This window comes from Streptomyces sp. NPDC093795 (assembly GCF_044764665.1).
In the GTDB taxonomy this organism is placed as follows: domain Bacteria; phylum Actinomycetota; class Actinomycetes; order Streptomycetales; family Streptomycetaceae; genus Streptomyces.
In genome coordinates this window covers 18,514-41,550 of the sequence record NZ_JBIWIO010000018.1, presented here as the reverse complement: position 1 = coordinate 41,550, position 23,037 = coordinate 18,514, and the positions used below count along the sequence as shown (strand labels likewise).

Here is a 23,037-nt window from a genome sequence, read left to right as displayed (position 1 = left end):
GGCTGCCACTCACACCCCGCCCACACCGCCCACATCTGTACTACCCCATATATGGGGCACGGCGGCGTCTTGTCCCCCCGACCCAGCCGCGGGTGCCGCCGCCCGACAAGGGAACTCCGAGAACCTCCGGCAGCTTGTCCCGCTGGGCAGGACCCTCTTCACCGCCCCCGCACCGCCGGTCGGCACCGACCTCACCGGCGTTCACGGCCCCCTCACGGCCTACGACCTCACCACCGGCACCCGCCAGTGGCAGACCCCCGACCTCGGCGAGGGCCTCCACCAGGTCCTGCGCACCTTCGGGGGACTTCTCCTGCTCGGCGTCACCGGTGGCGCCGACCCGGGCCTGTACGGCCATGCGCTCGCCGACGGAAAGCAGGCGTGGAAAAGGGCGTACGAGGTGGACACGCGGTCGCAGCCCTGGTCTGCGGTGAGCTCCGGGGACCGGCTCTGGGTGGCCAACGCGACCGAGATCATGGGCTTCGAGGCAGGCTTCTGACAGAAGCCGGGCCCCGGACCCGGCTCACTCCACGATCCCGATTCCGCCGGGGCAACGCGGCGGTCGTCCCCTACGCCGACCACCTCGTCCGCATCCCGGCCCCGCCGAGCCTGCTGCAGCTGCGATGTGCCGGTTTGGCGTCGGTGGGTGATTGTCGGTGACGGCATGTCAGGTCGGGGTGTTTTCGCTGATCGGGCGTTGATGATGGGCAGCGTCACTGCTGTGGGGCGGTATCTGCAGTGGGCATGGCTGTCACAGGCCGGTAACACCCCACTCCGCTCCACTGTCTCGGGAACGGCACTTCTGATCCTTCCGAGGGCTGCGCGGAGGCACGGTGTCGGTCTTGCGCGGGCGGAAGGGTGTGGGGTGGGGGAGCCAGGCGCGTGGGGTGAGATCACGGCAGGCCTGAGAGTGTCCAGGCCGGTGCTGGTGGCGCGGCTGCTGGAGCTCGATGCGGCCGGGGCGTTGACGACGGCGCATGTGCGTGCGGGCGCGCAGGTCGGCGGGGTGAATGTGCGCACGGTGTGTCGGTGGCTGGAGGCGGCGCGCACGGAGGGCCGCATGGAGCGCAGGTCGCGGGCTCGGCTGGAGTTGTCCGACCAGGCGTGGGAGGTGCTGGCGCAGGCGGGCGGGAATGTGGCGGCGCTGCACCGGTATCTGAAGGAGGCCGGGGGCGAAGTGCCCGCCCTGGCGTCGTTGCACCGGGTGGTACGCCGGGAACTTCAGGCCGGCAGGATCCTGCCGGATCGCGTGGTCGTGCGGCGGGAGCAGGAGGAACAGCAGACGAGGCAGGCGCTGGCTGACCTTGCCCTGGCCTGCCTGCGGGAGGGCGGCGCGGCGAAGACGTCTGCGCCCCGGCCGCCGCACCCTGCGCCGGAGGCGGTCGCGGCCGCGTCGGTGGGGGAGGACGGTGCGCTGGCGGGTGTGGCGTTGCCGGCGGGCGCGCAGCTGATGCGGACGTCGTCGGTGCGGGCGGTGGCCGAGGCGGTCGGGCAGGCGATGGCGACCCAGGGCCCGATGTGTGTGTTCGGCGACCCGGGCCGGGGCAAGACCGCGGCCGTGCGGATGGCGCTCCACGCGCAGCGCCCGATGCCTATTTCGAGGACTGCACCGAGCGACTCGGGGATCTTGCCAACTGGTACTTCCGGGGGTGGCACGACAACTCCGAGGGACATGTCTGGACTGACCTGTGAAGGCGCCGGGGAGCTCGGTCAGGCTGCGTCGTCGCGGTCGCGTTCGATGGCAGCGAGCCGGTTCTTTAGCCGGTAGCGGGGACCGTTGATGGAGATCACGTCGCAGTGATGCAGGAGGCGGTCGAGTATGGCGGTGGCGAGGACTTCGTCGCCGAACACTTGCCCCCACTCACGCAGGTGGGCGATTGACGGAACGTTGGACCGGATGCTCCGGGCCGCCCAGGCGAAAGCCGATGTGGCCGCGACATCGATTGGCTCGTCGCGGTCGACCCGACCGTCGTGCGTGCCCATCAGCACGCGGTCGGGGTCCGAAAAGGGGGGCTCCGCAACCCGGCTCTCAGACGGCCCAGAGGCGGGCTGACCAGCAAGATTCGCCTCGCCTGCGACGGCCAGAGCCGTCCCCTCGCCCTTCGTCGTCACCGGCGGCAACACCAACGACTGCACCCGCTTCGTGCGAAACGGCTCCCCTCCTTGTTTCCAAGGGGGGAGCCGTTTGGCGTTGTGTTGCGGTGTGGCTCCAGGGAAGCGGCTCAGGCGTGTCGTCGGTTGCCGGTCACGACCCGGTATAGGGCCAGGAGGATGACGGAGCCGATGATGGCCGCGATCCAGGTGGAGAGTTCGAAGAAACCGTCGATGGAGTCGACGCCGAATATGACCTTGCCGAGGAATCCCCCCAGCAGGCCGCCCGCGATGCCGATCAGGATCGTGATGATGACGCCGCCTGGGTCCCTGCCCGGCATGAGCGCCTTGGCGATGAAACCGGCGATCAGGCCGATCAAAATCCACGCGATGATGCCCATGCTGGTCTCCCACCTACTCGTATAAAGCCTGCGTCAGTACAGCGTCTGCGCTGTTCGAGGGCTTTCAAACCTGCTGTGTTCCACCGGTCCGGGTGGAGCGGCGGTGCCGCTTCGGTGCCGAGGCATCGGGGCCCGCGTCGACGGTGACGACCAGGACCAGCCTCCGTAACGCTTCGGAGACAGCCATCCAACCTTGAGAGGTCGAAGCAGCCCAGTGGCCGCATGCAGCACGACCCGCACCCCGGCCATGGTGAGGGCAGTCAGGCGTGCGGGGTCTTGAAGGTGGTGAGTCTCCCGACACCGTGCTCGAGGTCCTTTCAGGGGCCGGTGAAGGGTCACGGGGCCGACCAGCTGGCTGCCGAGGAGCGACTGCGTGCTGGCGAATCGGCTGCTACCAGCCCGCACATCCCACCCACAGCACCCCTTCCCGCCATTGAGTCGGCGTGCTGGTCCAGGGGGACGACCTGGTCACCCGCGAGGTGCCCACTTACGGTCGCGCATAGTGTGATACCACCGTCTTCGCTCCTGCTTGCTGGGCGAGGCTGACCGGAAGGCACTGGAACATGACTGGGCAACGCGACCGTTGGGCAGAACTGACCGGCGGACAATCCGGAGACGACTACGCTCAGCGTTTCGCGCAGCTCGCCGCATCAGGCCACGACATCCACGGCGAGGCCACCTTCTGCACCGCATTGCTGAAGCCCGCCGCCCGGGTGCTCGACGCCGGCTGCGGCACCGGCCGGATCGCGATACGACTTGCGGAGCTCGGCCACCACTGCACCGGCGTGGACGTCGACCCCTCGATGCTCGCCGTGGCCCGCCGAGACGCCCCCACGCAGGAGTGGCTCTTCGGTGACCTGGCCCGTCTGGACACCCTCGGCCTGGACCAGGGCTTCGACCTGGCGCTCGCCGCCGGAAACGTCATCCCCCTGCTGGCCCCCGGCACCGAGCCCGTGGTTGTTCGGCAGCTGGCCGCCGTACTGTGCCCTGGGGGGCTGCTGGTCACGGGCATGGGTCTGGATGCAGCACACCTGCCGCTGCAGGAACCGACGGTGACCCTGACAGAAATTCGACCACTGGTGCACCCAGGCCGGACTGACCTTGCGGCAGCGCTACGCCACCTGGAGCGGCGATCCCTACTCTCAAGACTGCGGCTACGCCGTAAGCGTGCACTGCCGCCCCGCCACGTGAGTCCGCCCCTTCGTACGAGGGGACCGGCCCGGGCAAAAGTCCGAGTGGTCTCATGACTCGATCGACTGCACCCCGCGACGGGCGGCAGGGCATCGGGCGCGACCACGCACCCGATCCGGGATTTGACCCCGGCGGGACAGAAGGCTCTGACGATCCCCACCGCACTGTGCGCCATTCCGGGTCCCAAGGCGATATGTGCACACGCGCGCAACGGTGGGTTGACGAGGACAGGGCGTAGGACCGACCGCTCAGCGGGGCACCGTGAGCGATGGCCTGCGTGCTGGTGGGATCAGCCGGCCAGGGCAGAGAGTGTGGCGTCCAGGTCGGTGCCTGTGGGCTGGTGGTGGGGGAGTTTGCCGCGGATCTTGGCCCTGCCGAAGGTGTTGGTGAGGGCGGGCAGGAGCTGGACCAGGCGGACCCAGTTCTCCTCGTCCGCCTTGGTCTGCGTGGCGCGGACCCTCCAGCGGCCGGCGGACAGTGGGACCGATGCCTGGGCGGGCATCCCGCCGTCGGGGTACTCGATGCCCAGGTCGGAACCTGCTTCGGCGGAGTCCATGAGTACCGCCGGACCGTCCGAGACCCAAGTGCCGCACTCATCCCATACCGTGGCTGGGCCTGCGAGGACAACGTCTGCTGCGGCTCTCATTCCGGCTCGGTTTCGGCGGGGAGCCACCGCAGGAACGCTCGATGCTCCGGCAGATAGCAGCTGGTCGCCGGCTCGTCCGCCAGCACCAGGGCCTGCGTACCGTTCTCGTCGATGGGGATCGCACCGGCCCAATCGTCCACTGCGCAGGCCCGGTCGTAGTCGTCTGGGGCAATGGCGCCTCCCGCCATAAGACCACTCTCCGTACACCCACCCCAGGAGGCCAGGGCGGAGACGGGAACGACGATCAGAGGGCCGCCCATCGACTCCACCCAAACAAGGGAGGAGCCGGAGGCAACGCCTGCGATGGACGAAGAGGTGATCATGCCGTCAGTGTGCACTCGCCCACTGACAACGTCCCCGCGCTCATCGGAGCCCAGTTGTCCGCATGCTCATTGAAGTGCTGATGCCCTGGTATTGCTGCGGCCACTGCCGACCCGCAACGCGTTCTTCGCGTATGGAGGGGCGGTGGGGTACATCCGGGCTTCCGGAGCGAGTGTCGATGAGGCCCTCGAGCCGTGGGAGACGCTGATCCGCGACGTCCGAGGGCTGCGGTTGTCGGTGTATGACATCGCCGAGCGGCTGCGGTCGATGCAGCCGGTCCTCTGAGCAGGGACCCGATCTCCACTTCGTGTGTTCGTCAGCGCGACGCCCCTACACTCGGCAAGGGGCCCCGTTATCCCTCTCGTGCCCGGCGCCTCGCCCACACGGGATCATCGAGCACGCCTGAGACCCTTCTCCGTACAACGCTCGGGTGCTGACTCCTGCTCCGGTTTCGTGTCGGCCCGCCCCGAGGGAATGGGGCATGGATCCCTCCTTCGTGGCGATCGCCCCTGTGTCATCTCGGCGAACCACCACGTCCCCGCCACCACGCACCCCAGCAGCAGTCCGTTCAACATGGCCCTTGGCCAAGTAGCGTGCTCCGCCCAGCGTCCCATGGCGGTCAGCGCCCACCAGCTGACCAGCAGGACGCACGCAACCCTTACACGTCGGTGTCTGAACATGCCGGCCCAGCTACCCGAGTCAGCAGTGCTCACACCGCTCCCGCGCACCCGCCTCGCAGGAGGCCGGGCGCCTTGTCTGCACTGTCGGCCCGACACGTGGGTTCTCGCCCACCTCCGCAGCAGGCCTCCCCACCCCTGAGGAGGCTCGGGCGGAGGAACTGGCCCGACCGTGGCGCTGGACAACGCCGAGGTCCTCGCGGCGGCACAGCGGTGCACGTGGGCCCTAATCGACCTGGACAACTTCCTCCTCCCTGAGGTGTCGGAGGGGATCCTGACGGTGGCGCTGAGCACCGTGGGCGAGGCCGAGCGGGCCGGGTACGAGGACGCGGGACTTCAGCGCGCTCGCCACCATCCCCTTCTGGGCGTGGTCGGACAAGAACGAGCAGTTTCTGAAGATCCTGCACCCCTACCCGCGGTGGCGACGGCTTCAAGTTCGCGTGGCCGCTGATCGCGCACGTCCTGCCCCAGTGCTCCGCGACGGCGACGTCCACGGCGATTGAGATCCGGCCCTCGTGCCCGCCGATCGACCGTATCCCCTCCTTCGCCCGACCCCGCCGCCGCGTCTACCTCACCGCGACCCTGGCCGACGACAGTGCCCTGGTCACCGACTTCCAGGCCGACCCCGGCCTGGTTGCCCGGCCGATCACACCAGGCAGTGCAGCCGACCTCGGCGAACAAATGATCCCCATGCCCATCGCCCTCAATACCGACCTCGACAACGACGCCGTGCGCCGGCTGGCTCGTGAGTACGCCGACGCAGACCGGGACGACGACGGTGTGCGCGACGCCGCCCCGATCAGCCTCGGGCAACCACTTTGCACGGGTCGGCAGATGAGTGTCGGACATCAGCAACAGCCGCATAGGCCCACGATAGGCCGATCCGCTTCCAGCCCTCTCGCACCGGGCTCACCTCACCGCTCTCCGGCGGCATGAGGTTTGAGTGTGGAGATCGGGAGCAGGCGTCGGTCAAGACCAATCCGGCTATTCAGGAGGAGGTCCCGATGTCGGGCACGGAGAAGAGCAAGGCGCAGGTCGAGCAGACGAAGGGCAAGGCCAAGGAGGCCATCGGCCGCACCGTCGGCAACGAGCGGATGACCGCGGAGGGCCACGCGGACCAGGCCAAGGGCAAGGCTCGTGAGACCAAGGAAGACGTCAAGGACGACTTGCGACACTGACCGACCCCAGACTCGTTCGCTCGGGCCCGTCCTCCTGCAGGCCGGGCCCAGCCGCGTGCGGCGGAACGGGGCCGCCACGCCCTGCAGCCGTTGCGGTCACCGGCCACGGCCCGGCCGGCCGAGACGACAGCCCTGACCCGGTGATGATGGCGCCCTGAAGACCGGTCGAGTACCGGTAGGCCTTCGGCCCTCTCCGCCCACACCCCGCCACCTCCTTCGAGGCACCGCGCGGCCGCCGGCGTACCGGCCCGCTCCCCACGGGCCCTGCTCCATGCCATGTGCACCACGGGCCTGCTGCGCAGGCGCCGACGTCCAGATCATCCGCACCACCCCCGGGCGCTACCGGTCTCCTCGGCCGGGTTGCTCGTGACCGAGCACGACAGCACCCGGCCGCTGATCCCGCACACCCGCGCTGAGAGCAGGAGTCGTGACCGGCGTCCGCATCCCGCCGTCCGCCCTGGCCGAACTACTTCGGGCCCTCATCGTGTCCTGAGGGAACCTCGCCCCCTGCACGGCAGGGGGAAGCCTCGCCGGCCCGGGCGACGAGAACCGGATGGGCAGCTTGAGATGCAGGCGCACGCATGAGGCCCGGATCCTGTGGATCCGGGCCTCATGTCACTTCAGTAGCGGGGACAGGATTTGAACCTGCGACCTCTGGGTTATGAGCCCAGCGAGCTACCGAGCTGCTCCACCCCGCGTCGGAAGGCCCAACTGTACGCCACCACGGCACCGCCCAAGACCAGGCTGCCCCTTCCCGGACGGCGCCGCCGGTACCCCGTGTTCGGGGGTTTACCAGCCCCAGGTGTAGGGCGAGGTCTTGGTGGGCAGGACGGCTATGCCGTAGTCGCTGATGGTGACCACCACATACCGGTCCCCGTCGAAGCAGTTCAGCTGGACTGCCTGCCTCGTTCGCTCCAGCTCCACATGTCTCGCGTCCCCGCTCGGGGGAGAAGCCCGCACGTCGCGACACCGCGCAAGGCTCCAGACCGTTGACGTCGATATCTACGGTACGACTCGCCCCACTCCACGTGACCGTGCCCTTCAGGGGCTCCTTGGTCAGATTCAGAACGAAGAACTCGAACGTTCCGCTGTCCCTCATCCCGTTGGCTTCGTTCACTTTCTAGGGGGTTCTGGCTCAGGTTTTGTGGTGCGTGCACGCTGAGTAACAGCTGAGGTCGTATTGGCGGCTCGGAAAGTTGCCTGAAAACGAGCAGGGGCCGTGCTGTGTGACTGACAGTTCGGAGCCGTGGATGAACTCGTGCTCCGTGTGAAGGAGCTGCTGCTGCCGTCCGTCGGTGACGTCGTGGTGCTGGCGGTGGACGTGAATATCACGATGGTGCACGTCGACGTGTGCTGCACTGCGGCGGGTGCCGAGTGCCCGGGATGCGGGACGTGGTCGAGCCGTGTTCACGGCTCCTACCTGCGATTTCCCGCTGATGTGCCCAGCGCCGGTCGAAATGTCGTACTGCGGCTGCGAGTCCGGCGGTTCACCTGCCCGAAGGCCGTGTTCGGGCGGCGGACCTTCGTGGAGCAGATACCTGGGCTGACCCGCCGGCACGGTCAGCGAACCGAACGGTTGCGGTCGATGCTGGCCGCGATCGGTCTCGCGCTCGCGGGCCGGGCTGGCGCCCGCCTGACCGGTGTCCTCGGGGTATCAGTCAGCCGCAGCACCGTTCTGCGGCTGACTCGACGCACTGCCTGAGCCGGAAGTCCCGGCGCCGAGGGTGGTCGGCGTCGACGAGTACGCCACCCGCAAGGGCCGCCACTACGGCACCGTCCTCGTGGACGTCCAGACACGTCGCCCGGTCGACCTGCTGCCTGACACGGAGGCATCGAGCCTGGCCGCGTGGCTGGCCCAGCGGCCCGGAATCGAGGTCGTGTGCCGGGATCGGGCCCCGTTCTTCGCCGAGGGCGCCACCGCGGGGGCGCCTCAGGCCGTCCAGGTCGCAGATCGGTGGCACTGTGGCACAACCTCAGTGAGGCCGCAGAGCGAAGCGTCGCCCAGCACAGCGGCTGCTTGCGCATCCTTGTCCCCGAGACGACCACTGAAGGGCATGAACAGCTCGAACCCGCCCCAGGGTCGGAGTCGGCCGACTCGCCGTGGCCGACCGGCCATCGGTTTGCCGACCGGACCCGGGCGAGGCACGCCGCCATCCACGCCCTGCTGCAAGCCGGCCACAGCCGCCGTTCGATCCAACGTCAGCTCGGCATGACCTGGCGAACGGTCCAGCGCTTCGCCGACGCTGCGGCGCCGGAGGAGCTGTCCACTGGCCAGTGGCAGAACCGAACCTCCGTCCTCGACGAGTACAAGACCTACCTCGACGAGCGCTGGAACGAGGGATGCAGCAACGCCTGGAAGGTCTGGGAGGAGATCGTCCCGCTGGGTTACAAGGGCAGCTACCAGCGCGTTCGTGCCTACATACGCAAGAAACGCACCTCACCCCAACCCGTGACGGCCCGCCCACCTTCGCCCCGGACCGTCGCTGGGTGGATCCTGCGGCGACCGGAATCTCTCAACGAATCCAAACAGGTCCAGCTCAAGAATGTACGGGCCATCTGCCCCGAACTCGACGCGCTCACGCGACATGCCCGTTCCTTCGCGACCATGCTCACCGACCGCCAGGGCCAGCGGCTGCAGGACTGGCTCGCCTCGGTCAGACAAGACGACCTTCCCAGCCTCCACACCCTCGCCAACGGCATCGACCGGGATCGCGATGCCGTCATCGCTGGCCTCACACTGCCCTGGAGCTCGGGCGTCGTCGAAGGCCACGTCAACCGGATCAAGATGCTCAAGCGACAGACGGCCGTGCTGGCTTCGACCTGCTGAGGAAGCGAGTCCTGCTCGCCTCATGACGAGCACGTGGTCCCAGCCCCAGCTCGACCATGACCTGTGCCCTGCCGATTGAATACCCATGTGATCGACTGGACGCAGGTGCTCGACCCCCTAGGAACCGCCGGCCGGGTGCCCGCGCTCCTGGACCAGGTGGAGACCGAAAGTGGTGCCGAAGCATGGGACGACCTTTGGGATGCGCTATGTCTCGAAGGTGAGACCGTGGTTCCGGCGAGCTTCGCCGCACTTCCACGCCTGGTGGCGATCGGTGCAAAAAGCCCTGAGGCGCTCAGCCTGGCCGGATCAATCATGCGGGGAGCCCTTCAGGACCATGGCGCTGACGACCTACTGAGAAGCTGCACCGACGTGGTGCCCCGACTTCAGGCACTTCTGGACCAACGCCTGAAATTGCGGCCAGTCGGCTATCTGCATGCCTTCCGTGACCTGCTGGCAGCCACTGGGCAGTACCACTGGAGTGCCGTACTCGGAGACTTCTCGGACGACTTCTACCACCTGCGCTGCCCTCACTGCGACGTGGAAGTGACTGTCGCCATCGGCGACCACGGGCGGTACTCAGCAATCCGGGACTGGCATGCCGGAGACATTGAACGACGCGATCTGAAGCCCGTGCCGCCGGAAGACCTCGTAGGCACCGGACGCTGGATGTACGACACGGCAGTCCGTTATGACCAGAGTCGGCTCGCGAACGGTCTCACCTACCTCTTCGGAAAAGCTGAATGCCCGCGGTGTGCCAGCAGATTCGGCGTCGCGGAGGAGTACACAGCCGCGAACCTCCCCTCTTCGGGGCAGTGAGCGCAGATAAGGCTCGTGCAGTGGGTTTTCAGCAGCACGCAGCGTTACCGCTCACAGAAGTTGAGCCAGAGCCCTTAGAGAAGTGAACAAAGCCAAGGGCTCCCTTCGCCATGTCCGCAGGATCCGCCCGATGTCCGAGGCCGAGAACCCCCCCCGCAGCCCCAGCAGCAGCCGTCCCGCCAGCGCCGCGCACGAACCAACCGCAAAGGGCGCCGTCACCGCACCGCCCTCGACCACTTCGTCCGGGGCCTCAGCTACGGCACCGGTCTGACGGTGGCCAGCCTGCTGGGCTACTGGCTCCAGCAGATGCTGTGACCTGCTGTGTGTCAGAACTCGGCGGCAGGCAACCGCGACAGGCTGCTCACCCCGCCCGGTGATCCGCACGCGAACCAGCGCCTGGACCAGGGCGTGAGCCTGATGATCGGCCAGTGACTACACGACCACTAGGCGCGCTCCGCCGTATTCGTCCGGCCAGCACGCGGCCGGGGCCCGTCCCCTGGGTGCGGGACCACGGGAACAGCGTGTTGCCGGAGGTGGCGTGGACGCCGCTGCTCTATCCGTGTGTTTCTCGGGTGCGGAGTCCGATGCTCACCTTGGACCTCTGATCGGGACCCGAACGCTGCTGCTTGCGTTGCCCATAGCGGGTCCGGCCCTGCGGCTTGTAGGTAGACAAGCCGATCGCCAGCAGGAGTACGACCAGGGCCGCGGCGGACTGGATGACGAGCTGGGTTCGCAGGCCGGTGAGGGTTCCGCCAGACCAGTCCGGTGCCGCCGCCGCGCGTGCGATGTGGCTGATGGGCGGCATGTGGAGGAGCAGCGCGCCGGTCGCGAGAACGGTGATCGCGAGCTTCACCGTCACCCAGTAGTAGCGCAGGAGGCCCCACGTCGTTCCGAGTGAGGACACGACGCCAGTCACCAGGGAGGCGAAACAGAGCGGCAGGATCACGTACCAGCCGGCCACGCCCATCGTGACGTACACCGACCGCACCGTCAGCGCGTCCTGCGCAGTCAATCCCGTCACGGCGAGAGCGAGGAACACCGCGACCGCGCCGAACCACCCGACCGAGACGGTCACGTGAGTGGTGAGGGCGAGCTTGCGTACGCGCGGCGACATCGCCATCAGCCGTGGCCCCGCATACCGCCGCCGGCCAGATGGAGAGCGAGGAAGGCCACGACGAGGATCGCCGCACCGATCAGGAGCGCGGTCACCCAGCGGGGTCGGGGAACGTGCGGGGGAGGGGACTGCTCGGACATGAGAAGACTCCGATGCGTACGGAAACGGAACGGCGGGGGTCGGGCCGCCCACTTTTTCGATACAAGTTGTCTCTGTCAAGTCATAGTGTCACGCTTGCGTCGTCCCGTACATTGTGGGGATGCCGAAGCTGTGGAACGAGACGATCGAAGAACACCGCAACGCTGTGCGGGACGCGACGCTCGACGCCACCGCCACGCTCGTGGCCGAGCACGGCCTGATGTCCGTCACCATGTCGCGGATCGCACAGGAGACCGGCATCGGGCGGGCAACGCTCTACAAGTACTTCCCGGACGTCGAGTCGGTCCTTGTCGCCTGGCATGAGCGTCGGGTCGCCCACCACCTCGAACAGCTGCAAGCCGTACGGGACCGCACTGCGGATCCCGGCCGGCAGCTCCACGCCGTCCTGGAGACGTACGCGCTCATCTCGTACGAGCGTCACGGTCACCACGGCACCGGCATGGCCGCCCTGCTCCACCAGGGCCCGGCCATCACCCAGGCTCACCAGCGACTCCTAGAACTCGTCCGAGACCTCGTTGCCGAGGGCGCCGCGAGCGGTGCGCTGCGCGCCGACGTCTCCCCCGACGAGCTCGCCGCGTACTGCCTCCACGCCCTCGGCGCGGCGGCGGGGCTACCGTCGAAGGCGGCGGTCCGGCGGCTCGTGGAGGTGACGCTCGCCGGCTTGCGGCCTGCGGACTGTCCCGTCGATGAGGGGGAACCGGCGATCTTGAGCGGGCACCAGATCGAGGATCGGGAACATCCTCGACACGGCTCTCGGTGAGTCCGCCTTGAGCGGTAGCGGTACTGCCTTCCGGATCTTGCTTAAGGGTTGTCCCGTATCTGCTGGTCACGGAGCTGCCCACGCTGCGGAAACGGCAGGGAGAGGCCGAGGTGCTCGCGCAGGCAGCGGCCGTCGGTCGGCGGGCTGCGGCCTGGATTCGGTCCTTGCCCCTTCCGGCCGGGGCCTGGATTTCCGGTCCGCTGGCGGATGCCGTGGAGGAGGCCATGACCGGCCTGGACCCCGTCGGACTGCGACGGCATCGGTCACCGCGGGCACGCCGGGGTTTCGGATTCGGCCCGCGAGCGGCTGGACGGCCTCATGTACCGATGGCCGAGCTGGCGCCCCTTGCGGCGGACCAGCGGGTAGCGCTCTGCGCCGTGGTCCACTGCGTCCAGGGCCTCCCGAAGACACTCGCCAACGACCCGGGGACGGTGATCGAGGATGGGGACCTTGCGGCAGTCTGCGCGGTGATCGACAGCGCCATCAGCGCCGCTGAACCCCGGGAGGCGTGAGGGCCTGTCGCGTGCCGGTGACGAGACTGGCACCGTCCGGCACGGCAGGGGCCCGAGCGCCTACGTGCAGGTCCACGCGGCGCGGCCATGGATCAGCGGTCGAGGTACTCGTAGTGGACGAGGCGGCTTCGGGCCGCCTCCTCGGTCATGCCGAGGGCCTCGGCGACCCCGGGAGCCGGTGCTTCCGGCCTGCGGGCGAGGCACCTGACGGCGGTCGGGGCGGCCTGGGTGACGATGTCCTCCAGCTCGTCGGCGGCCTTCAGCACCCTCACGTACTCGTCTTCCAGCAGGAGCCGGTCCACCCGTTCCCGTACCTGGGCCAGCAGGTCCGTCAGATCCTGCGGGAGTTTTACCGCCCGCGCGGCCACCTCGTCGATGTGGGCCTTCCAGTTCCCGTACGGGCCGGACGTGTCGTAGGCGTCGGGTTCGTCATCTCCGCGGACTTGCTCCCAGTCGATCGGGTAGGTCTTCTCACCACGCCGGCCCCACGCGCACCGGCCCCGCATCGATGTCGCCGTCGGCCAGCGAAACGTCCCGTCGTAGTTCCACCAGTTGATCGACTCGTGGACGGAGCCACCGCTGCCCAGGTCGAAGAAGACCGGCCCCGGCTCACTGCCGTCGGCCAGCAGCACTCCGACCACACCTTCATGCGACTCGAACCCCTCCAGCCGCCACCCGTCCCGATCCCAGTTCGTCGCCATCCCTCCGTCTCGGCTTCCGCAGGAGGCCCCCGCGCGAGCCTTCCCGGGACACGATGCCGAAGAGCCGCAGCGCCCCTCAGCCGGATGACGACATATTCCTCAGGCAGTTGTAGCGCGCCTCGCCGCGCGCGCCCCGGGCGCGGCGAGACTCCCGGTACCGACTGCCTGGTCTCAGGTCAGCTGGCCTGCCGGTAGGCGCTGGCGGGCCCGGCGAGGCGCCGTCCGTACCGCTGGTTGATGCGGTCCAGGACGGATTCGAGGGAGAGCCGGTTCTCCCGCTCGGGGTCGAGGGAGATCTGCGTGCCGGGTCCTTCGTCGGCGGGGCGGAGGTCTTCGGGGGCCAGGGTGATGCGGCGGATCCTGGCCCGCTGGAACGCGAACGCGTCCAGGATCCGGAAGGTCGTCGACCGAAGGTCTTCGGTGTGGGCGGAGGCCTGGGGGGAGCGCGCGGGTGCGCTCCACGGTGGAGCCGTCGGCGAGACGTACGGACAAGGCCACCCTGCGGGCGATCTGGTCGCGCCGGCGGATCCGTTCGGCGAGGGTGACGACCGGTGGGCGGTGATCGTACGGGGGTCGATCCCGCGGGCGCGGTCGCGCAGGGTGCGTCCGGCCTTCCCTCCGAGGATCCGGCATACGACGGTCTCCTCCATCGCGGCGAGTGCGCCGACCGTTGTAGAGCCCGTACCGCTCGATCGCGGCGGCCTGGGCCGGGCCGGTGCCGTGCAGCGCCCTTACTACCGTCCATCACAGCGCGAACTGAGTCCGTGATGCTCAGGACGACCAGCCCTGGTCCGGCAATGTACTCCTCGCCGATCTCCATGCCCCCATCGACGGCTGCGCCGGGCAGCCGGTTCGCCGACTGGGCGGATAAGCATCCGTACGAGGGAGTTGCTCCCATCCGCACGCGCCGCACCCGGATGACCTGCTAGCTAGAGGGATTCCAGTCCGCCCAGGCCGAGCGTATGCAGGGTGTGTTCGGCCATCCGCAGGTGGCCGACCGCGTTGGGGTGGGCTGCGTCGTCGAGCCACGCGATGGGGTCGGCCGTGCCGTGGTGCTCCCGCCAGTGCGCCTCGTGATCCACGAGCAGCGCGCCGGTGTCCTCGGCGATTTCCCGTACGGCCTGGCAGTACGCGGGAAGTGCCGCGCGCCGCTCCCGACCCGAGAAACCGACTAGCGCGGGCGTGTGAAGCACGACCTGCGTCCGCGGGCTCACCCCGGCGACGATCCGACGCATCGCCTCATGGAATACGGGCAGGCCGTCCTCCCCGGCGAGGCAGTCGTTGGTGCCAAGGGACACGGACAGCACATCGGGCTCGAAACGGCCGACGAGCCGGTCGTAGGCCGCCTGCACGTCGACCGCACCCCAGCCGGAGACACCGGTGTTGACCACAACATCGGTGAGTCGGTCCAGCTGCCAGCGGACCCGCTCGTGCAGGTGCTCGACCCAGCCGCGGGCGCCGTGAGTATGCAGGACGCCCTGGGTGATGCTGTCGCCTGTCGCCACCCAGGTCATGGGGCCGTCCGCCAGCCTGATCATCCTGTGCTCCTCCATCCGGTCACCGCGACTCCCCGACGGCCACGGCGTTCCGTCGTCGGGCCATGGTGCCCGCGCAAGATCGTCCGCGCAAGCGGCCCAAGGGGGCACCGGACATAGAAACCCGGACGAGATGTGATCCTCCGTACTGCCGGAGAGAACCGCTGGCCCTGCGGTCTCCCTCCGTACCGCAGGACTGCCGGGGCGGTGCGCACCCGATCGCGAGTACCTTCCGGCTTGGCTGAGGGCACGTTTCTTCGGTGAACCTCTTCGTCCACCCGGATGAGCTGCCGTAGTTGTGGATGCCGCTGGTGTGCTGCAGTAGGTTCCTGATGGTGATGAGGCTGCCGTCGTTGCCGTTGCCGCTCACCACACCCGGCAGCCAGCGCTCGACGGTGTCGTCCAGGGACAGGCGGCCCTCGGCGACGAGTTGCAGCACCACGGTGGCCACGAACGTCTTGGTGACGCTGCCGATCCTGAACTCCGCCCCGCGCGGCACAGGGCGGCCGGCGTGCAGCTCGGCCTCGCCCGCTCGGGCGTGTACTGTGCGGGCGCCGTCGCGCACCTGCACTGTGATGCCGACGAACCCGCCCTCTGCTCCCTGGAGGAGGTCCGGTTCACCGACATCGAGCACCTCGAGTTCGACCTGTAGCACCGCCCCCGAACAGCCCGCGAGCCCCGGACCGATGTGGTCCGGGGCTCGCTCGCGTATCGGGAACGACGTCACGCCTGGAGCGTCGTCTCCGGCGCCGGGCGGCGAGGGGCCGGTACGACGGCGCCGGCCTGCTCGGCGGCCAGCGCCTGGTCGACGAACTCCCTCACGAGTGCCGCAGTCTCAGCGACCGTGACGTCCTTCGTCCACGTCGCCTTGTGCCACCAGCAGGACAGCGAGAAGCGGTACGCGCCATGGGCGAGCTCCACGTGCTCGATCCACGGCACGTGCCTGCATCGGCGGGTACAGATGATGTGGCGCTCCGTCGCCTCCACGTGCATCCGGGCGAGGGCGGCGGGGTACCGGGCGGGCAGGGTGTGACGCTCCAGGCAGCCGCGGCACTCCAGCAGGTGCAGGGCGGCGCCCTCCTTGTCCTGGAGGAAGGAGTGCGCGGTGCTCTTTCCCTCGTAGGTGTTGCAGCTGCCGCACAGCGGGCCGCGAACATGGCCGTGGTCGTGGCAGTGATCCCAGACCGCCGCTCGGGCCTCCGAGCACAGGCGGCACAGGTAGCCGTCGGCGCGGGTGCTGCGCGTGCGGGCCGACTCGTACAGCACGCCGCGCAGGCGGCCGGTGTAGCGCTGGAAGGTGGCTCCGGAGCACGGCGGACACAAGGTGACGTAGCCGAGGGGAGTCGGTGTGCGCCAGGCGCCCCAGCGCGGGCCCTGGGCGCGGCAGCGGTTGCAGATTCGGGCCCGCGTGACCAGGTCCTCCGTCACCTGCTCCCAGCGGTCGAGGAGTTCGGTGTAGGCCCTCGGGAGGAGCAGGCTGCCGCCAGAGCGCGTCATCAGCTCCAGCGGCCGGGTGTTGGCGATGCTCTGTCGGCGTCCGCTGTGGGCCGCCATGAACTCTTCCCAGGTCAGGTCGCCGGGCAGCCCCTGGTCGCCGATACGTTGCCAGCTGTCGTTCCAGTCTTCGTAGTGCCGCTGCTCCTAGTGCTTCTGGCGGGCGTACCAGTACATCCAGGAGGCGATCTTCTCCCGCCAGTCGGGCCGGCCGCGCTCCTCCGCGTCCTGCTCCGCGTGGTCGTGGTAGGGCGGGAGACCGACCTCCACGACGTTGTTGAGGTCCAGGCGGAAGTCAGCGAATGCCTGGGCGGCGCATCGAATGTCTCGCTCGTCGTACGTCCACTTCGACTTGTTCTTGTAGCAGCGGATCGCGATGTCGCCGATGACGACGTGGCCGTGCTGGCGCCGCCGCACCATGTGCACGAGGTCGTCCGGGTCGAGCGGGAGGGCGGAGCCGGCGGAGATCTCCGCGAAGTAGGTGCGGGCGAGCCGGGGGCTGATCTGGGCCATGCCCGGATGGTGGCAGCGGGGTCTGACAACGCCTGCCATGCACTCGCGACGTGAGCGAATGGCCGCACGGGCGCGCGAACGGGGGCCTACTCACCGTCCTCGAAGCTGCGGGTCGAAGCCCTTGAGGACGGGATCCAGTTCAGGCTCCACCGAGTCCTCAGGCCCGTTGCAGTACGCCGGGAGCCCGACCTCGCACCGCCAGCCGTCGGGCGTCTGGCGCCGGGACCACAGGCGGGCCACGACCTCCTGGTCCCCGGGCAGCAGCACCCGGATGGGCACCTGCAGCGGCTCGGGGGCGGAGGACGTCGTCACGCCTCCCACCGTACGGACGAGCGCCTGGACGTCGACGATCGGCACGACCTGGCGGGCGCCGACCTCTGTCCACAGGCGGCCCATGGCCGACTGGACGGTATGAGCGATCACGAGCAGCAGCAGCCGGCCCCGCCCCGCGGCAAGGCCCTGGAGACCCTCGTACGGACGGAACGGAAGGTGTTCACCCGGCCCGCGCCGAAATCCGCGAAGGCTCAGGTGAAATTCCTTCTCACGCGGGCGAAGGGGTCGAAGCAGGCCCTGGCGGAGCTCCTGGGTGTCTCGCGCCGGCCAATTGCTGCTCGGTATCGTGTCCGTACTCTGAGCACGATCGCGCTGAACTAGGAGTTAGGGGCGGCGGGTTGACAGGGGAAGCGAGGGTAGGGCGAGTCGTCGGTGGGCGTTATCGGCTTGTCGAGGGGCTGGCGTCTGGTGGGTTCGGGCGTGTGTGGGCCGCGTACGACGAAGCATTGGGCGTGGACGTGGCGGTCAAGGAGATCTGGCTGCCGCCGGCCGGCTCGGACGAGGAACATCGCGAGCGGGTGGCCCGTGCTACGCGTGAGGCACGTAACGCGGCGAAGTTGCGGGACCATCCGCACATCGTTGCCGTCCACGATGTGGTGGTCGAGAACGGCGTGCCGTGGACGGTGATGCGGCTGGTCGACGGGTGTTCCCTGGAGGAACGCCTGCGCGCGGAGGGCCCATTGCCCGCACCGCGCGTGGCCGAGGTGGCCGGCGCTTTGCTCAAGGCGCTGGGTGCGGCCCACGCGAGGGGGATCGTGCATCGGGATGTGAAGCCGGCCAATGTGATGCTCGCCCGCGACGGACAGGTATTGCTGACCGACTTCGGCATCTCCGTGCATCAGACGGACACCGCACTTACCTCCACCGGTGGGGTCATCGGTTCCGCCGAGTACATGGCACCAGAGCGGCTGAACGGCGTCGACGAGGCGGCCGGTGATCTGTTCTCGCTGGGAGCGACGCTGTACCAGGCAGTGGAAGGCGTCTCACCGTTTCGGCGGGAGACCCCAACCGCGACCCTGGCGGCGGTGGCACTGGCCCAGGCCCCGCCCCCGGAGCGGGCCGGCGCCCTCACCCCTCTGATCACCCGCCTGATGGCCAAGGAACCCGGCGACCGCCCAACCGTCACGACGGCCCTGGACATACTGCGCGGCGGTAGGTCCACGGCGACGATCACGGAAAAGGTGGCGCACGCCGCGTCCGAGGCGCCGTCCCCGCGAACGGAGGAACGGGGAGAGCTGACGGTCACCAAACCGAGCGGGCTGCGGCGCAAGGCCGTCAAGGCGGCCCGGAACGCACTGCGCGGCGGCGGGCCCATCACACCGGCGTCCTCGCGAAGGGAGGAGCGGGGAGAGCTGACGGTCACCAATCGGAGCCGGGTACCGCTCAAGGTCATCGTCGATGGCGTCTGGTGCGTCAATGTCCAGAGCGGCGACAGCAACACCGTCAAGGTCGAGGCCGGAGTGCACAATGTGCGCTGCGAGCGGGCCCAAGCCACGCTGCCCGGTCACAGCGAGCCGATTACGGCCCGGGTCGGCTGCGGCTCCACCGTGCAACTGTTCGCCCGGACGCAGGGCAGACACGTGCTCCTGAGTACGGAACCGTCACACACCAAGCCGAAGATGCCCCGGGGAGCGGGGCTCGCGGTGGGGCTCATCGGGTTCGGCATCAGCCTCGCGACCCTGATCCTGGGCATCCTCACCCACCGCGACACCCTCGCCGGAGATGGCCGGTTCGTCGTCAACGACGGGGGGTCTCTTCCGATCGCGGTGACCCTTATCGGTTCGGGCTGCGCGGCGGGCAGTTTCCTGCTGCAGATCGGCTACCGCGTGGCAGGGAACAGAGCGAAGTCCTTCGATTCTGCCCTTGGAACCTCATTGCTCCTCACCAGCGTCTGTGTGGCCGTGACGCTGGGGCTCTGGATACCTCTCACGTAAGGGGACGCATCAGAGCATGGCCGAGTTGACGCCTCAGCCACCGGCAGGTGCACGCTGCCCTCACCCGAGCCAGTCCAGCTCTGGTGTTGACATCCAAGGCGGCAGTCGACCCAGTTCAGGGCGCTGCACACGACTAACAGTTGGACACCGGCTTGGGTGTAGGTGTGGCAGACGGCGTCGGTGATCTGGGTCTGGGTCATGCGGGCGGTTATGGGGATGCCGAGGTAGCGGGCGAACTCGGTGATGAGGGTCTTTGCGGTCGCTCCGGGCGGGACCAGAACATACACGACGGGTACCGCGGCATGGGCTGATCCGGTCGGGGGCGGGATTTTGCGGGTGTGGGCGAGGTGGCAGGTACGCCCGACGTTCAGGAGCGCGGTCGTTTTCCCAGCTGCGGCGGGTCCGGTGACGATCAGCGAGGGCCGTGCGGTGGTCTGCTGATGGCGGCCGAGGATCATCAGGGTGCGGACCTGGGTGGCCAGGTTGTGGATGGCGGGGGTACGGATGGTGACGAAGCTGGAGTGGTAGGCGAGGCGTTCCTCTGTGCTGCGGGGCGGGTCGCCGCGCTGGGGAGGGGCGGGCGGGTCGGTGGTGGCGAAGCGGTGCCAGCCCCGCCAGGTGGTCAGCGGCCAGGACAGCTCGGCTCCGCCGCTGCCGACGGTCTCGACGGGTGCGCCACTTACGTTCTGCGGGATCGGGTTCACCACTTGTCGGCTTCCTCGTGTGCGTCGTAGAGCCCGAATCCGGTGGCTGGGGCGGGGCTGAAGTCGTCGTCAGGCAGGTCATCGAGGTCGTCGATGCTGTCGTCGTCCTGCTGCGCCGGGCTGCTGGCGGGTGCTTCGGTGTCGCGGGCTACTGGGAGCGGCACGTGAGCGGTGCGGGCCAGGAGGGCCTGCTCCGTTCTGGTGGCGTGGCCGCTGTGGACGCGGCGCATGAGCTGGTCGAGGGCGTCGGCGAGGTCGGCTTCGTACTGTCCGGCGTTGCCGTGGCTGCCGTGGAGGGCGACGGAGCGGATGTGCTGCCAGGTGTGGTCGTTGAACGGCTGGTGGACGTGGTCGCGGTGGATCCACGGAATCTCTGTCAGCTCGCCGTCGGGCAGGCGGACCCAGATCTGGCGTACGTCGTGGGGGTTGTAGTGGATCTCCCATTTGCCGCCTCGTCCGGCGGTGGGGGAGGGCTGGCCGCGGTAGGGGGCGAGGAGATCGTGGTCGTAGGTGCGGTGGTGGATGCGGATACCTGCGGCGGTGATGGCTTGCCAGCGCACGGGCAGCAGCTCGAGGTAGTCGTGGCCGGTCAGCGGGACGGGCACGTATCCGGCGACGGTGACGAGAGCGGCCCACATTTCGTTCGGCATGAGGGCCTTCTTCGGCATCATCGGGTGACGCAGGCCCTCATGCGGGTGGTGGTGATAGTGCACCAGCCACTCATCAAGCAGGTCCTGCAGCTGGGCGACGCTGTAGCAGGCGTCCTTCTCAATGTCGGGGCCGCGGCGGGTGACGTCGGATCCGGTGTAGCCGGGCAGGTGCTGGCAGAACAGGGTGTTGATGGTGCCGAAGGTCCGCTCGACGATGCCTTTCGCGGTTGGGGCGTGGGGCGGGGCGGGCTGGACGCTGATGCCGAGGGTCTCGCAGGCGGCGGTGAACGCCCGGGAGACGAAGACTTTGCCCCGGTCGACGACGATCGTCTCGGGCAGCACGACTGGACGGGCCGCAGCCCCGGCCAGGCGCTCGTCCAGGGCCGTCAGCCGCTGGTGGGGGAGCGCGCGGCCATGTTCCATGCGCAAGGTGTTTGGCCAAGTGGGGCGGGCGGGGTGCGGGACAGCCATCTCAGCCAGCAGCAAGGCCGCATCCACGGCCTTGGTCGCGCTCGGGCACAACACGGCGGCCAGGATGGCGCGGGTGGCGACGTCGACAGCGATAGTCAGTTCGGGCCGTGCGAGACGGCCGTCGTCGAAGAGGGCCACGACGTCCAGGCGGGTGGTGTCGACCTGAACCTGCTCACCGGGCCGCAGCGCCGTGGCGGGAGTGAAAGCCCGCCCGTCGAAGCTCGCGGGCACCTGGCGGACGGGCCCGGAGGGCAGTTCACCGGGGGCGGGCCAGAGAAGTGACGAGACGGTACAGCGTGGCCTGGGAGGGCACCGGGACCGTGCCCGAGCCGTGCCTGTCTTGGAGAATCTGGTTGATCAGTGGGAACAGGCCGTTGATGGTGCCTTTGGAACGCCCGCGCCGGCGGCGCAGCGCCTCGCGGACGGCTGCGACGACTCGTTCGTCGGAGCGCCCGGTGGGGCTGGAAGTGCGGGTGGTGCGGTGGTCGAGGAGTCCCCAAAGGCCCTGCTTGCGGTAGGCCAGGCGCATGCGCTGCACCGTTGTACGCGACACCCGACCGAAGCCGAGTGCGGTCAGCTCCTCGGCCTTGGCCTGTTCCCGTTCGGCCAGCGTGTGCTGCCCGGGGTCGTACTCCTCCCGCACCGCGCCGCCGCTTCCGGGTCCGCCGGGCAGCCCGCATTCGACTTCTCTCACGTGCCGCTGCCAGGCCAGGGCCTTCTCGCGCGCCGCGGCGGGCGCGGTTTCGAACAGTCCCCACTGCGGGGCCGCCTGAGGCGTATCGGCCCCGATGATGATGAAGCCGGGATCGGCGAACAGGTACCCGGTGAGCACGGCCTCACCACCCCCGTGCGGACCGACGAGACGGATCACCTGCCCGGACAGGGCGACCACCTGCTACTTCACCCCGCGGAAGCGGACATGCGCCCCGACCTGCACAGCCGGCCGGACACGGCGCCTCGTGCTCACCCGGCCCCACCTGTCGTGTCGGGGCCGTTCCAGCCCGGGGGCCGACCAGGACGCGTTCGTGCAGAGGCACCTCAAGGTCGGCCGCCACCCGCCCGTGCCACAGGGCATGGAAGACGGCGGGGAGGACCTCGATCGGGTCGCCGGCCGCTTCGGCACCTTCCATCAGTGGCCGTGGCCGCGTGAACGCCTCCGCAACCGTAGGCGTCAGGCCGGGGCGGCCGGCGTTGCGGGGGTGGCGGTAGCCGGCCAGCCATTTCAGATTGGCGGCCAGGACGTCGTCGAGCGGCGCAAGGCGCCGGTAGGCCCAGCCGAGTTCCTCACATGCTGCTCTTACCGCTTCGGCAGCCTTGACAGCGCGTTCGCCGTCGGCTTCCGGGTGGCTGAGGCAGTCGGCCAGCAGACCCGTGCCGTCGCGGTACCGGGCGACAGCTGCGGCGCCCAAGCACGCACCCGTCCCCGCTCCTCACGCCACATCACCCTTACCGGCCGCCCCGCGAGTCCGGTCACGTCAGGGTCGCGGTCCAGGACCATCAACTGGACGCGCATCGCGTTCGAACCCGCTGCTACGTGCCGCCCGGTGGTCGCAGACCACCAAAAACCCGGCCCCCAGCGCCGTCCCGGGATCACCGGGAACGCAGACACCGGCGGCAACTCCTCGAACGCCACGGTCATGGCGGCATCCGCCCATCGCTGCTGAACCCGCTGACCTACCGGGTCGAGGAACACCGCCTCGAAACCGCTCTGACGCTCCACGGCCACTCGCCCTGCCGGGCCCACGGTCCCGGCCGCTCCTGTGCTGCTCACCTGCGTCAGCCAAGTCGCTCCCGTCGGCAGCCGTTCCTGTTTTCAGGATTTCTGCCACAAACGAGTGCCCTATCAGCTAACAGCCGACGCTCGTCCCCGTGCTCAGCCGCCGTCCTCCCGCTTACCCGCGGTCAGCATCCTCCTGAGCGTCTCGGCAGGCATGTCCACCCACCGGGCCACGTCCTCCAAGGGCACTCCGCCGTTCACCGCTGCCACTGCGGTCCGCTTCCAGGCCGCCTCG

At 69.0% G+C, this 23,037-nt stretch carries 23 protein-coding genes, 1 tRNA gene and 7 pseudogenes; 13 read left to right on the top strand and 18 right to left on the bottom strand.

What is annotated here, in order from left to right:
• Window positions 1–496, top strand: a 496-nt coding sequence (locus ACIRB7_RS33275; protein ID WP_403606472.1) for a hypothetical protein, incomplete at its 5' end; no start/stop codon positions are given.
• Window positions 497–925: 429 nt separating this feature from the next.
• Entirely contained in the window at window positions 926–1,765 is an 840-nt protein-coding gene (locus tag ACIRB7_RS33270; RefSeq protein ID WP_403606469.1) for a hypothetical protein, read from the top strand.
• Here the strand turns inward: ACIRB7_RS33270 and ACIRB7_RS33265 are convergent.
• Window positions 1,708–1,860 (bottom strand): annotated as a pseudogene (locus ACIRB7_RS33265) (ATP-binding protein); the annotation flags it as partial. The gene ACIRB7_RS33270 and the pseudogene ACIRB7_RS33265 sit on opposite strands and share 58 nt — an antisense overlap.
• Window position 1,861: 1 nt before the next feature.
• Between ACIRB7_RS33265 and ACIRB7_RS33260 the strand changes: the two are divergent.
• Window positions 1,862–2,140 (top strand): annotated as a pseudogene (locus ACIRB7_RS33260) (IS5/IS1182 family transposase); the annotation flags it as partial.
• A gap of 79 nt (window positions 2,141–2,219) precedes the next feature.
• Here ACIRB7_RS33260 and ACIRB7_RS33255 read toward each other — a convergent pair.
• Window positions 2,220–2,489, bottom strand: coding sequence for a GlsB/YeaQ/YmgE family stress response membrane protein (locus tag ACIRB7_RS33255; protein WP_403606466.1), 270 nt, complete (start codon window positions 2,487–2,489; stop codon window positions 2,220–2,222).
• Window positions 2,490–3,052: 563 nt separating this feature from the next.
• On the opposite strand from ACIRB7_RS33255, the pseudogene ACIRB7_RS33250 reads away from it, so the two are divergent.
• Window positions 3,053–3,680: pseudogene (locus tag ACIRB7_RS33250) on the top strand (class I SAM-dependent methyltransferase).
• 289 nt (window positions 3,681–3,969) lie between these two features.
• Here ACIRB7_RS33250 and ACIRB7_RS33245 read toward each other — a convergent pair.
• Window positions 3,970–4,586 (bottom strand): annotated as a pseudogene (locus ACIRB7_RS33245) (Imm21 family immunity protein).
• 205 nt (window positions 4,587–4,791) lie between these two features.
• On the opposite strand from ACIRB7_RS33245, the gene ACIRB7_RS33240 reads away from it, so the two are divergent.
• Both ACIRB7_RS33240 and ACIRB7_RS33235 read left to right on the top strand, forming a co-directional pair.
• The gene (locus ACIRB7_RS33240) at window positions 4,792–4,932 is read left to right on the top strand and encodes a hypothetical protein (protein ID WP_403606463.1); all 141 of its coding nucleotides are present in this window, start codon (window positions 4,792–4,794) and stop codon (window positions 4,930–4,932) included.
• Window positions 4,933–6,328: 1,396 nt separating this feature from the next.
• Complete coding sequence (locus ACIRB7_RS33235; RefSeq protein WP_403606460.1) at window positions 6,329–6,502, top strand: CsbD family protein; 174 nt, start codon at window positions 6,329–6,331, stop codon at window positions 6,500–6,502.
• Between the two features lie 624 nt (window positions 6,503–7,126).
• Here the strand turns inward: ACIRB7_RS33235 and ACIRB7_RS33230 are convergent.
• Window positions 7,127–7,200 (bottom strand) — tRNA-Met (locus ACIRB7_RS33230).
• A gap of 91 nt (window positions 7,201–7,291) precedes the next feature.
• The gene (locus tag ACIRB7_RS33225) at window positions 7,292–7,426 is read right to left on the bottom strand and encodes a hypothetical protein (RefSeq protein WP_403606457.1); all 135 of its coding nucleotides are present in this window, start codon (window positions 7,424–7,426) and stop codon (window positions 7,292–7,294) included.
• A gap of 322 nt (window positions 7,427–7,748) precedes the next feature.
• On the opposite strand from ACIRB7_RS33225, the gene ACIRB7_RS33220 reads away from it, so the two are divergent.
• From ACIRB7_RS33220 to ACIRB7_RS33205, 4 genes and pseudogenes are all read left to right on the top strand, one after another.
• Complete coding sequence (locus ACIRB7_RS33220) at window positions 7,749–8,204, top strand: transposase family protein (RefSeq protein ID WP_403606454.1); 456 nt, start codon at window positions 7,749–7,751, stop codon at window positions 8,202–8,204.
• A gap of 22 nt (window positions 8,205–8,226) precedes the next feature.
• Window positions 8,227–8,403: pseudogene (locus tag ACIRB7_RS33215) on the top strand (transposase); the annotation flags it as partial.
• Window positions 8,404–8,456: 53 nt separating this feature from the next.
• The gene (locus ACIRB7_RS33210; RefSeq protein WP_403606452.1) at window positions 8,457–9,329 is read left to right on the top strand and encodes a transposase; all 873 of its coding nucleotides are present in this window, start codon (window positions 8,457–8,459) and stop codon (window positions 9,327–9,329) included.
• 87 nt (window positions 9,330–9,416) lie between these two features.
• Window positions 9,417–10,145: a hypothetical protein gene (locus ACIRB7_RS33205; RefSeq protein WP_403606449.1), complete on the top strand. Its 729-nt coding sequence runs from the start codon at window positions 9,417–9,419 to the stop codon at window positions 10,143–10,145.
• A gap of 553 nt (window positions 10,146–10,698) precedes the next feature.
• Here the strand turns inward: ACIRB7_RS33205 and ACIRB7_RS33200 are convergent.
• Together ACIRB7_RS33200 and ACIRB7_RS33195 are read right to left on the bottom strand one after the other, a co-directional pair.
• Window positions 10,699–11,265 carry a hypothetical protein gene (locus ACIRB7_RS33200; protein WP_403606446.1) on the bottom strand — a complete coding sequence of 189 codons (567 nt, stop codon included), beginning with the start codon at window positions 11,263–11,265 and terminating at the stop codon, window positions 10,699–10,701.
• Window positions 11,265–11,399, bottom strand: coding sequence for a hypothetical protein (locus ACIRB7_RS33195; protein ID WP_403606443.1), 135 nt, complete (start codon window positions 11,397–11,399; stop codon window positions 11,265–11,267). The genes ACIRB7_RS33200 and ACIRB7_RS33195 overlap by 1 nt, the downstream gene beginning before the upstream one ends.
• A 119-nt stretch (window positions 11,400–11,518) precedes the next feature.
• Here ACIRB7_RS33195 and ACIRB7_RS33190 point away from each other — a divergent pair, with 119 nt between their 5' ends.
• Both ACIRB7_RS33190 and ACIRB7_RS33185 read left to right on the top strand, forming a co-directional pair.
• Window positions 11,519–12,178, top strand: a complete 660-nt coding sequence (locus ACIRB7_RS33190; RefSeq protein WP_403606440.1) for a TetR/AcrR family transcriptional regulator — start codon at window positions 11,519–11,521, stop codon at window positions 12,176–12,178.
• Between the two features lie 326 nt (window positions 12,179–12,504).
• The gene (locus tag ACIRB7_RS33185) at window positions 12,505–12,690 is read left to right on the top strand and encodes a hypothetical protein (RefSeq protein ID WP_403606437.1); all 186 of its coding nucleotides are present in this window, start codon (window positions 12,505–12,507) and stop codon (window positions 12,688–12,690) included.
• Window positions 12,691–12,782: 92 nt separating this feature from the next.
• Here ACIRB7_RS33185 and ACIRB7_RS33180 read toward each other — a convergent pair whose 3' ends face one another.
• The 7 genes and pseudogenes from ACIRB7_RS33180 to ACIRB7_RS33150 all read right to left on the bottom strand — a co-directional run bounded on the left by ACIRB7_RS33180 (window position 12,783) and on the right by ACIRB7_RS33150 (window position 17,356).
• On the bottom strand, window positions 12,783–13,322 hold the full coding sequence (locus ACIRB7_RS33180) for a hypothetical protein (RefSeq protein WP_403606434.1): 540 nt from the start codon (window positions 13,320–13,322) through the stop codon (window positions 12,783–12,785).
• A gap of 245 nt (window positions 13,323–13,567) precedes the next feature.
• Entirely contained in the window at window positions 13,568–14,041 is a 474-nt protein-coding gene (locus ACIRB7_RS33175) for a hypothetical protein (protein WP_403606431.1), read from the bottom strand.
• Window positions 14,042–14,320: 279 nt separating this feature from the next.
• Window positions 14,321–14,929 carry an SGNH/GDSL hydrolase family protein gene (locus tag ACIRB7_RS33170; protein WP_403606428.1) on the bottom strand — a complete coding sequence of 203 codons (609 nt, stop codon included), beginning with the start codon at window positions 14,927–14,929 and terminating at the stop codon, window positions 14,321–14,323.
• A 289-nt stretch (window positions 14,930–15,218) separates the two neighbouring features.
• Window positions 15,219–15,581, bottom strand: a pseudogene (locus ACIRB7_RS33165) (serine hydrolase domain-containing protein); the annotation flags it as partial.
• A 68-nt stretch (window positions 15,582–15,649) separates the two neighbouring features.
• Complete coding sequence (locus ACIRB7_RS33160; protein ID WP_403606425.1) at window positions 15,650–16,480, bottom strand: endonuclease domain-containing protein; 831 nt, start codon at window positions 16,478–16,480, stop codon at window positions 15,650–15,652.
• 87 nt (window positions 16,481–16,567) lie between these two features.
• Window positions 16,568–16,933, bottom strand: a complete 366-nt coding sequence (locus ACIRB7_RS33155) for an endonuclease VII (RefSeq protein WP_403606422.1) — start codon at window positions 16,931–16,933, stop codon at window positions 16,568–16,570.
• A 90-nt stretch (window positions 16,934–17,023) separates the two neighbouring features.
• On the bottom strand, window positions 17,024–17,356 hold the full coding sequence (locus ACIRB7_RS33150; protein ID WP_403606419.1) for a hypothetical protein: 333 nt from the start codon (window positions 17,354–17,356) through the stop codon (window positions 17,024–17,026).
• Between the two features lie 248 nt (window positions 17,357–17,604).
• Here ACIRB7_RS33150 and ACIRB7_RS33145 point away from each other — a divergent pair, with 248 nt between their 5' ends.
• Entirely contained in the window at window positions 17,605–19,200 is a 1,596-nt protein-coding gene (locus ACIRB7_RS33145) for a serine/threonine-protein kinase (protein ID WP_403606416.1), read from the top strand.
• Here ACIRB7_RS33145 and ACIRB7_RS33140 read toward each other — a convergent pair.
• From ACIRB7_RS33140 to ACIRB7_RS33125, 4 genes and pseudogenes are all read right to left on the bottom strand, one after another.
• Window positions 19,086–19,907, bottom strand: a complete 822-nt coding sequence (locus tag ACIRB7_RS33140) for a TniB family NTP-binding protein (RefSeq protein ID WP_403606413.1) — start codon at window positions 19,905–19,907, stop codon at window positions 19,086–19,088. The two genes, ACIRB7_RS33145 and ACIRB7_RS33140, sit on opposite strands and share 115 nt — an antisense overlap.
• The gene (locus ACIRB7_RS33135) at window positions 19,901–21,256 is read right to left on the bottom strand and encodes a Mu transposase C-terminal domain-containing protein (RefSeq protein ID WP_403606410.1); all 1,356 of its coding nucleotides are present in this window, start codon (window positions 21,254–21,256) and stop codon (window positions 19,901–19,903) included. Before ACIRB7_RS33135 ends, ACIRB7_RS33140 begins: the two co-directional genes overlap by 7 nt.
• 25 nt (window positions 21,257–21,281) lie before the next feature.
• Window positions 21,282–21,917 (bottom strand): hypothetical protein, encoded by a 636-nt coding sequence (locus ACIRB7_RS33130; RefSeq protein ID WP_403606570.1) that lies wholly within the window; start codon window positions 21,915–21,917, stop codon window positions 21,282–21,284.
• A pseudogene (locus ACIRB7_RS33125) lies at window positions 21,862–22,664 on the bottom strand (TnsA-like heteromeric transposase endonuclease subunit). The gene ACIRB7_RS33130 and the pseudogene ACIRB7_RS33125 overlap by 56 nt, the downstream one beginning before the upstream one ends.
• Window positions 22,665–23,037 lie beyond the last annotated feature (373 nt).

Coding starts and splice junctions, on each gene's coding strand:
- ACIRB7_RS33175 (WP_403606431.1), bottom strand. CDS start 14,041: ATGGAGGAGACCGTCGTATGCCGGATCCTCGGAGGGAAGGCCGGACGC.
- ACIRB7_RS33200 (WP_403606446.1), bottom strand. CDS start 11,265: ATGGCGATGTCGCCGCGCGTACGCAAGCTCGCCCTCACCACTCACGTG.
- ACIRB7_RS33195 (WP_403606443.1), bottom strand. CDS start 11,399: ATGTCCGAGCAGTCCCCTCCCCCGCACGTTCCCCGACCCCGCTGGGTG.
- ACIRB7_RS33235 (WP_403606460.1), top strand. CDS start 6,329: ATGTCGGGCACGGAGAAGAGCAAGGCGCAGGTCGAGCAGACGAAGGGC.
- ACIRB7_RS33185 (WP_403606437.1), top strand. CDS start 12,505: ATGGCCGAGCTGGCGCCCCTTGCGGCGGACCAGCGGGTAGCGCTCTGC.
- ACIRB7_RS33255 (WP_403606466.1), bottom strand. CDS start 2,489: ATGGGCATCATCGCGTGGATTTTGATCGGCCTGATCGCCGGTTTCATC.
- ACIRB7_RS33155 (WP_403606422.1), bottom strand. CDS start 16,933: ATGGCCCAGATCAGCCCCCGGCTCGCCCGCACCTACTTCGCGGAGATC.
- ACIRB7_RS33160 (WP_403606425.1), bottom strand. CDS start 16,480: ATGGCGGCCCACAGCGGACGCCGACAGAGCATCGCCAACACCCGGCCG.
- ACIRB7_RS33190 (WP_403606440.1), top strand. CDS start 11,519: ATGCCGAAGCTGTGGAACGAGACGATCGAAGAACACCGCAACGCTGTG.
- ACIRB7_RS33170 (WP_403606428.1), bottom strand. CDS start 14,929: ATGATCAGGCTGGCGGACGGCCCCATGACCTGGGTGGCGACAGGCGAC.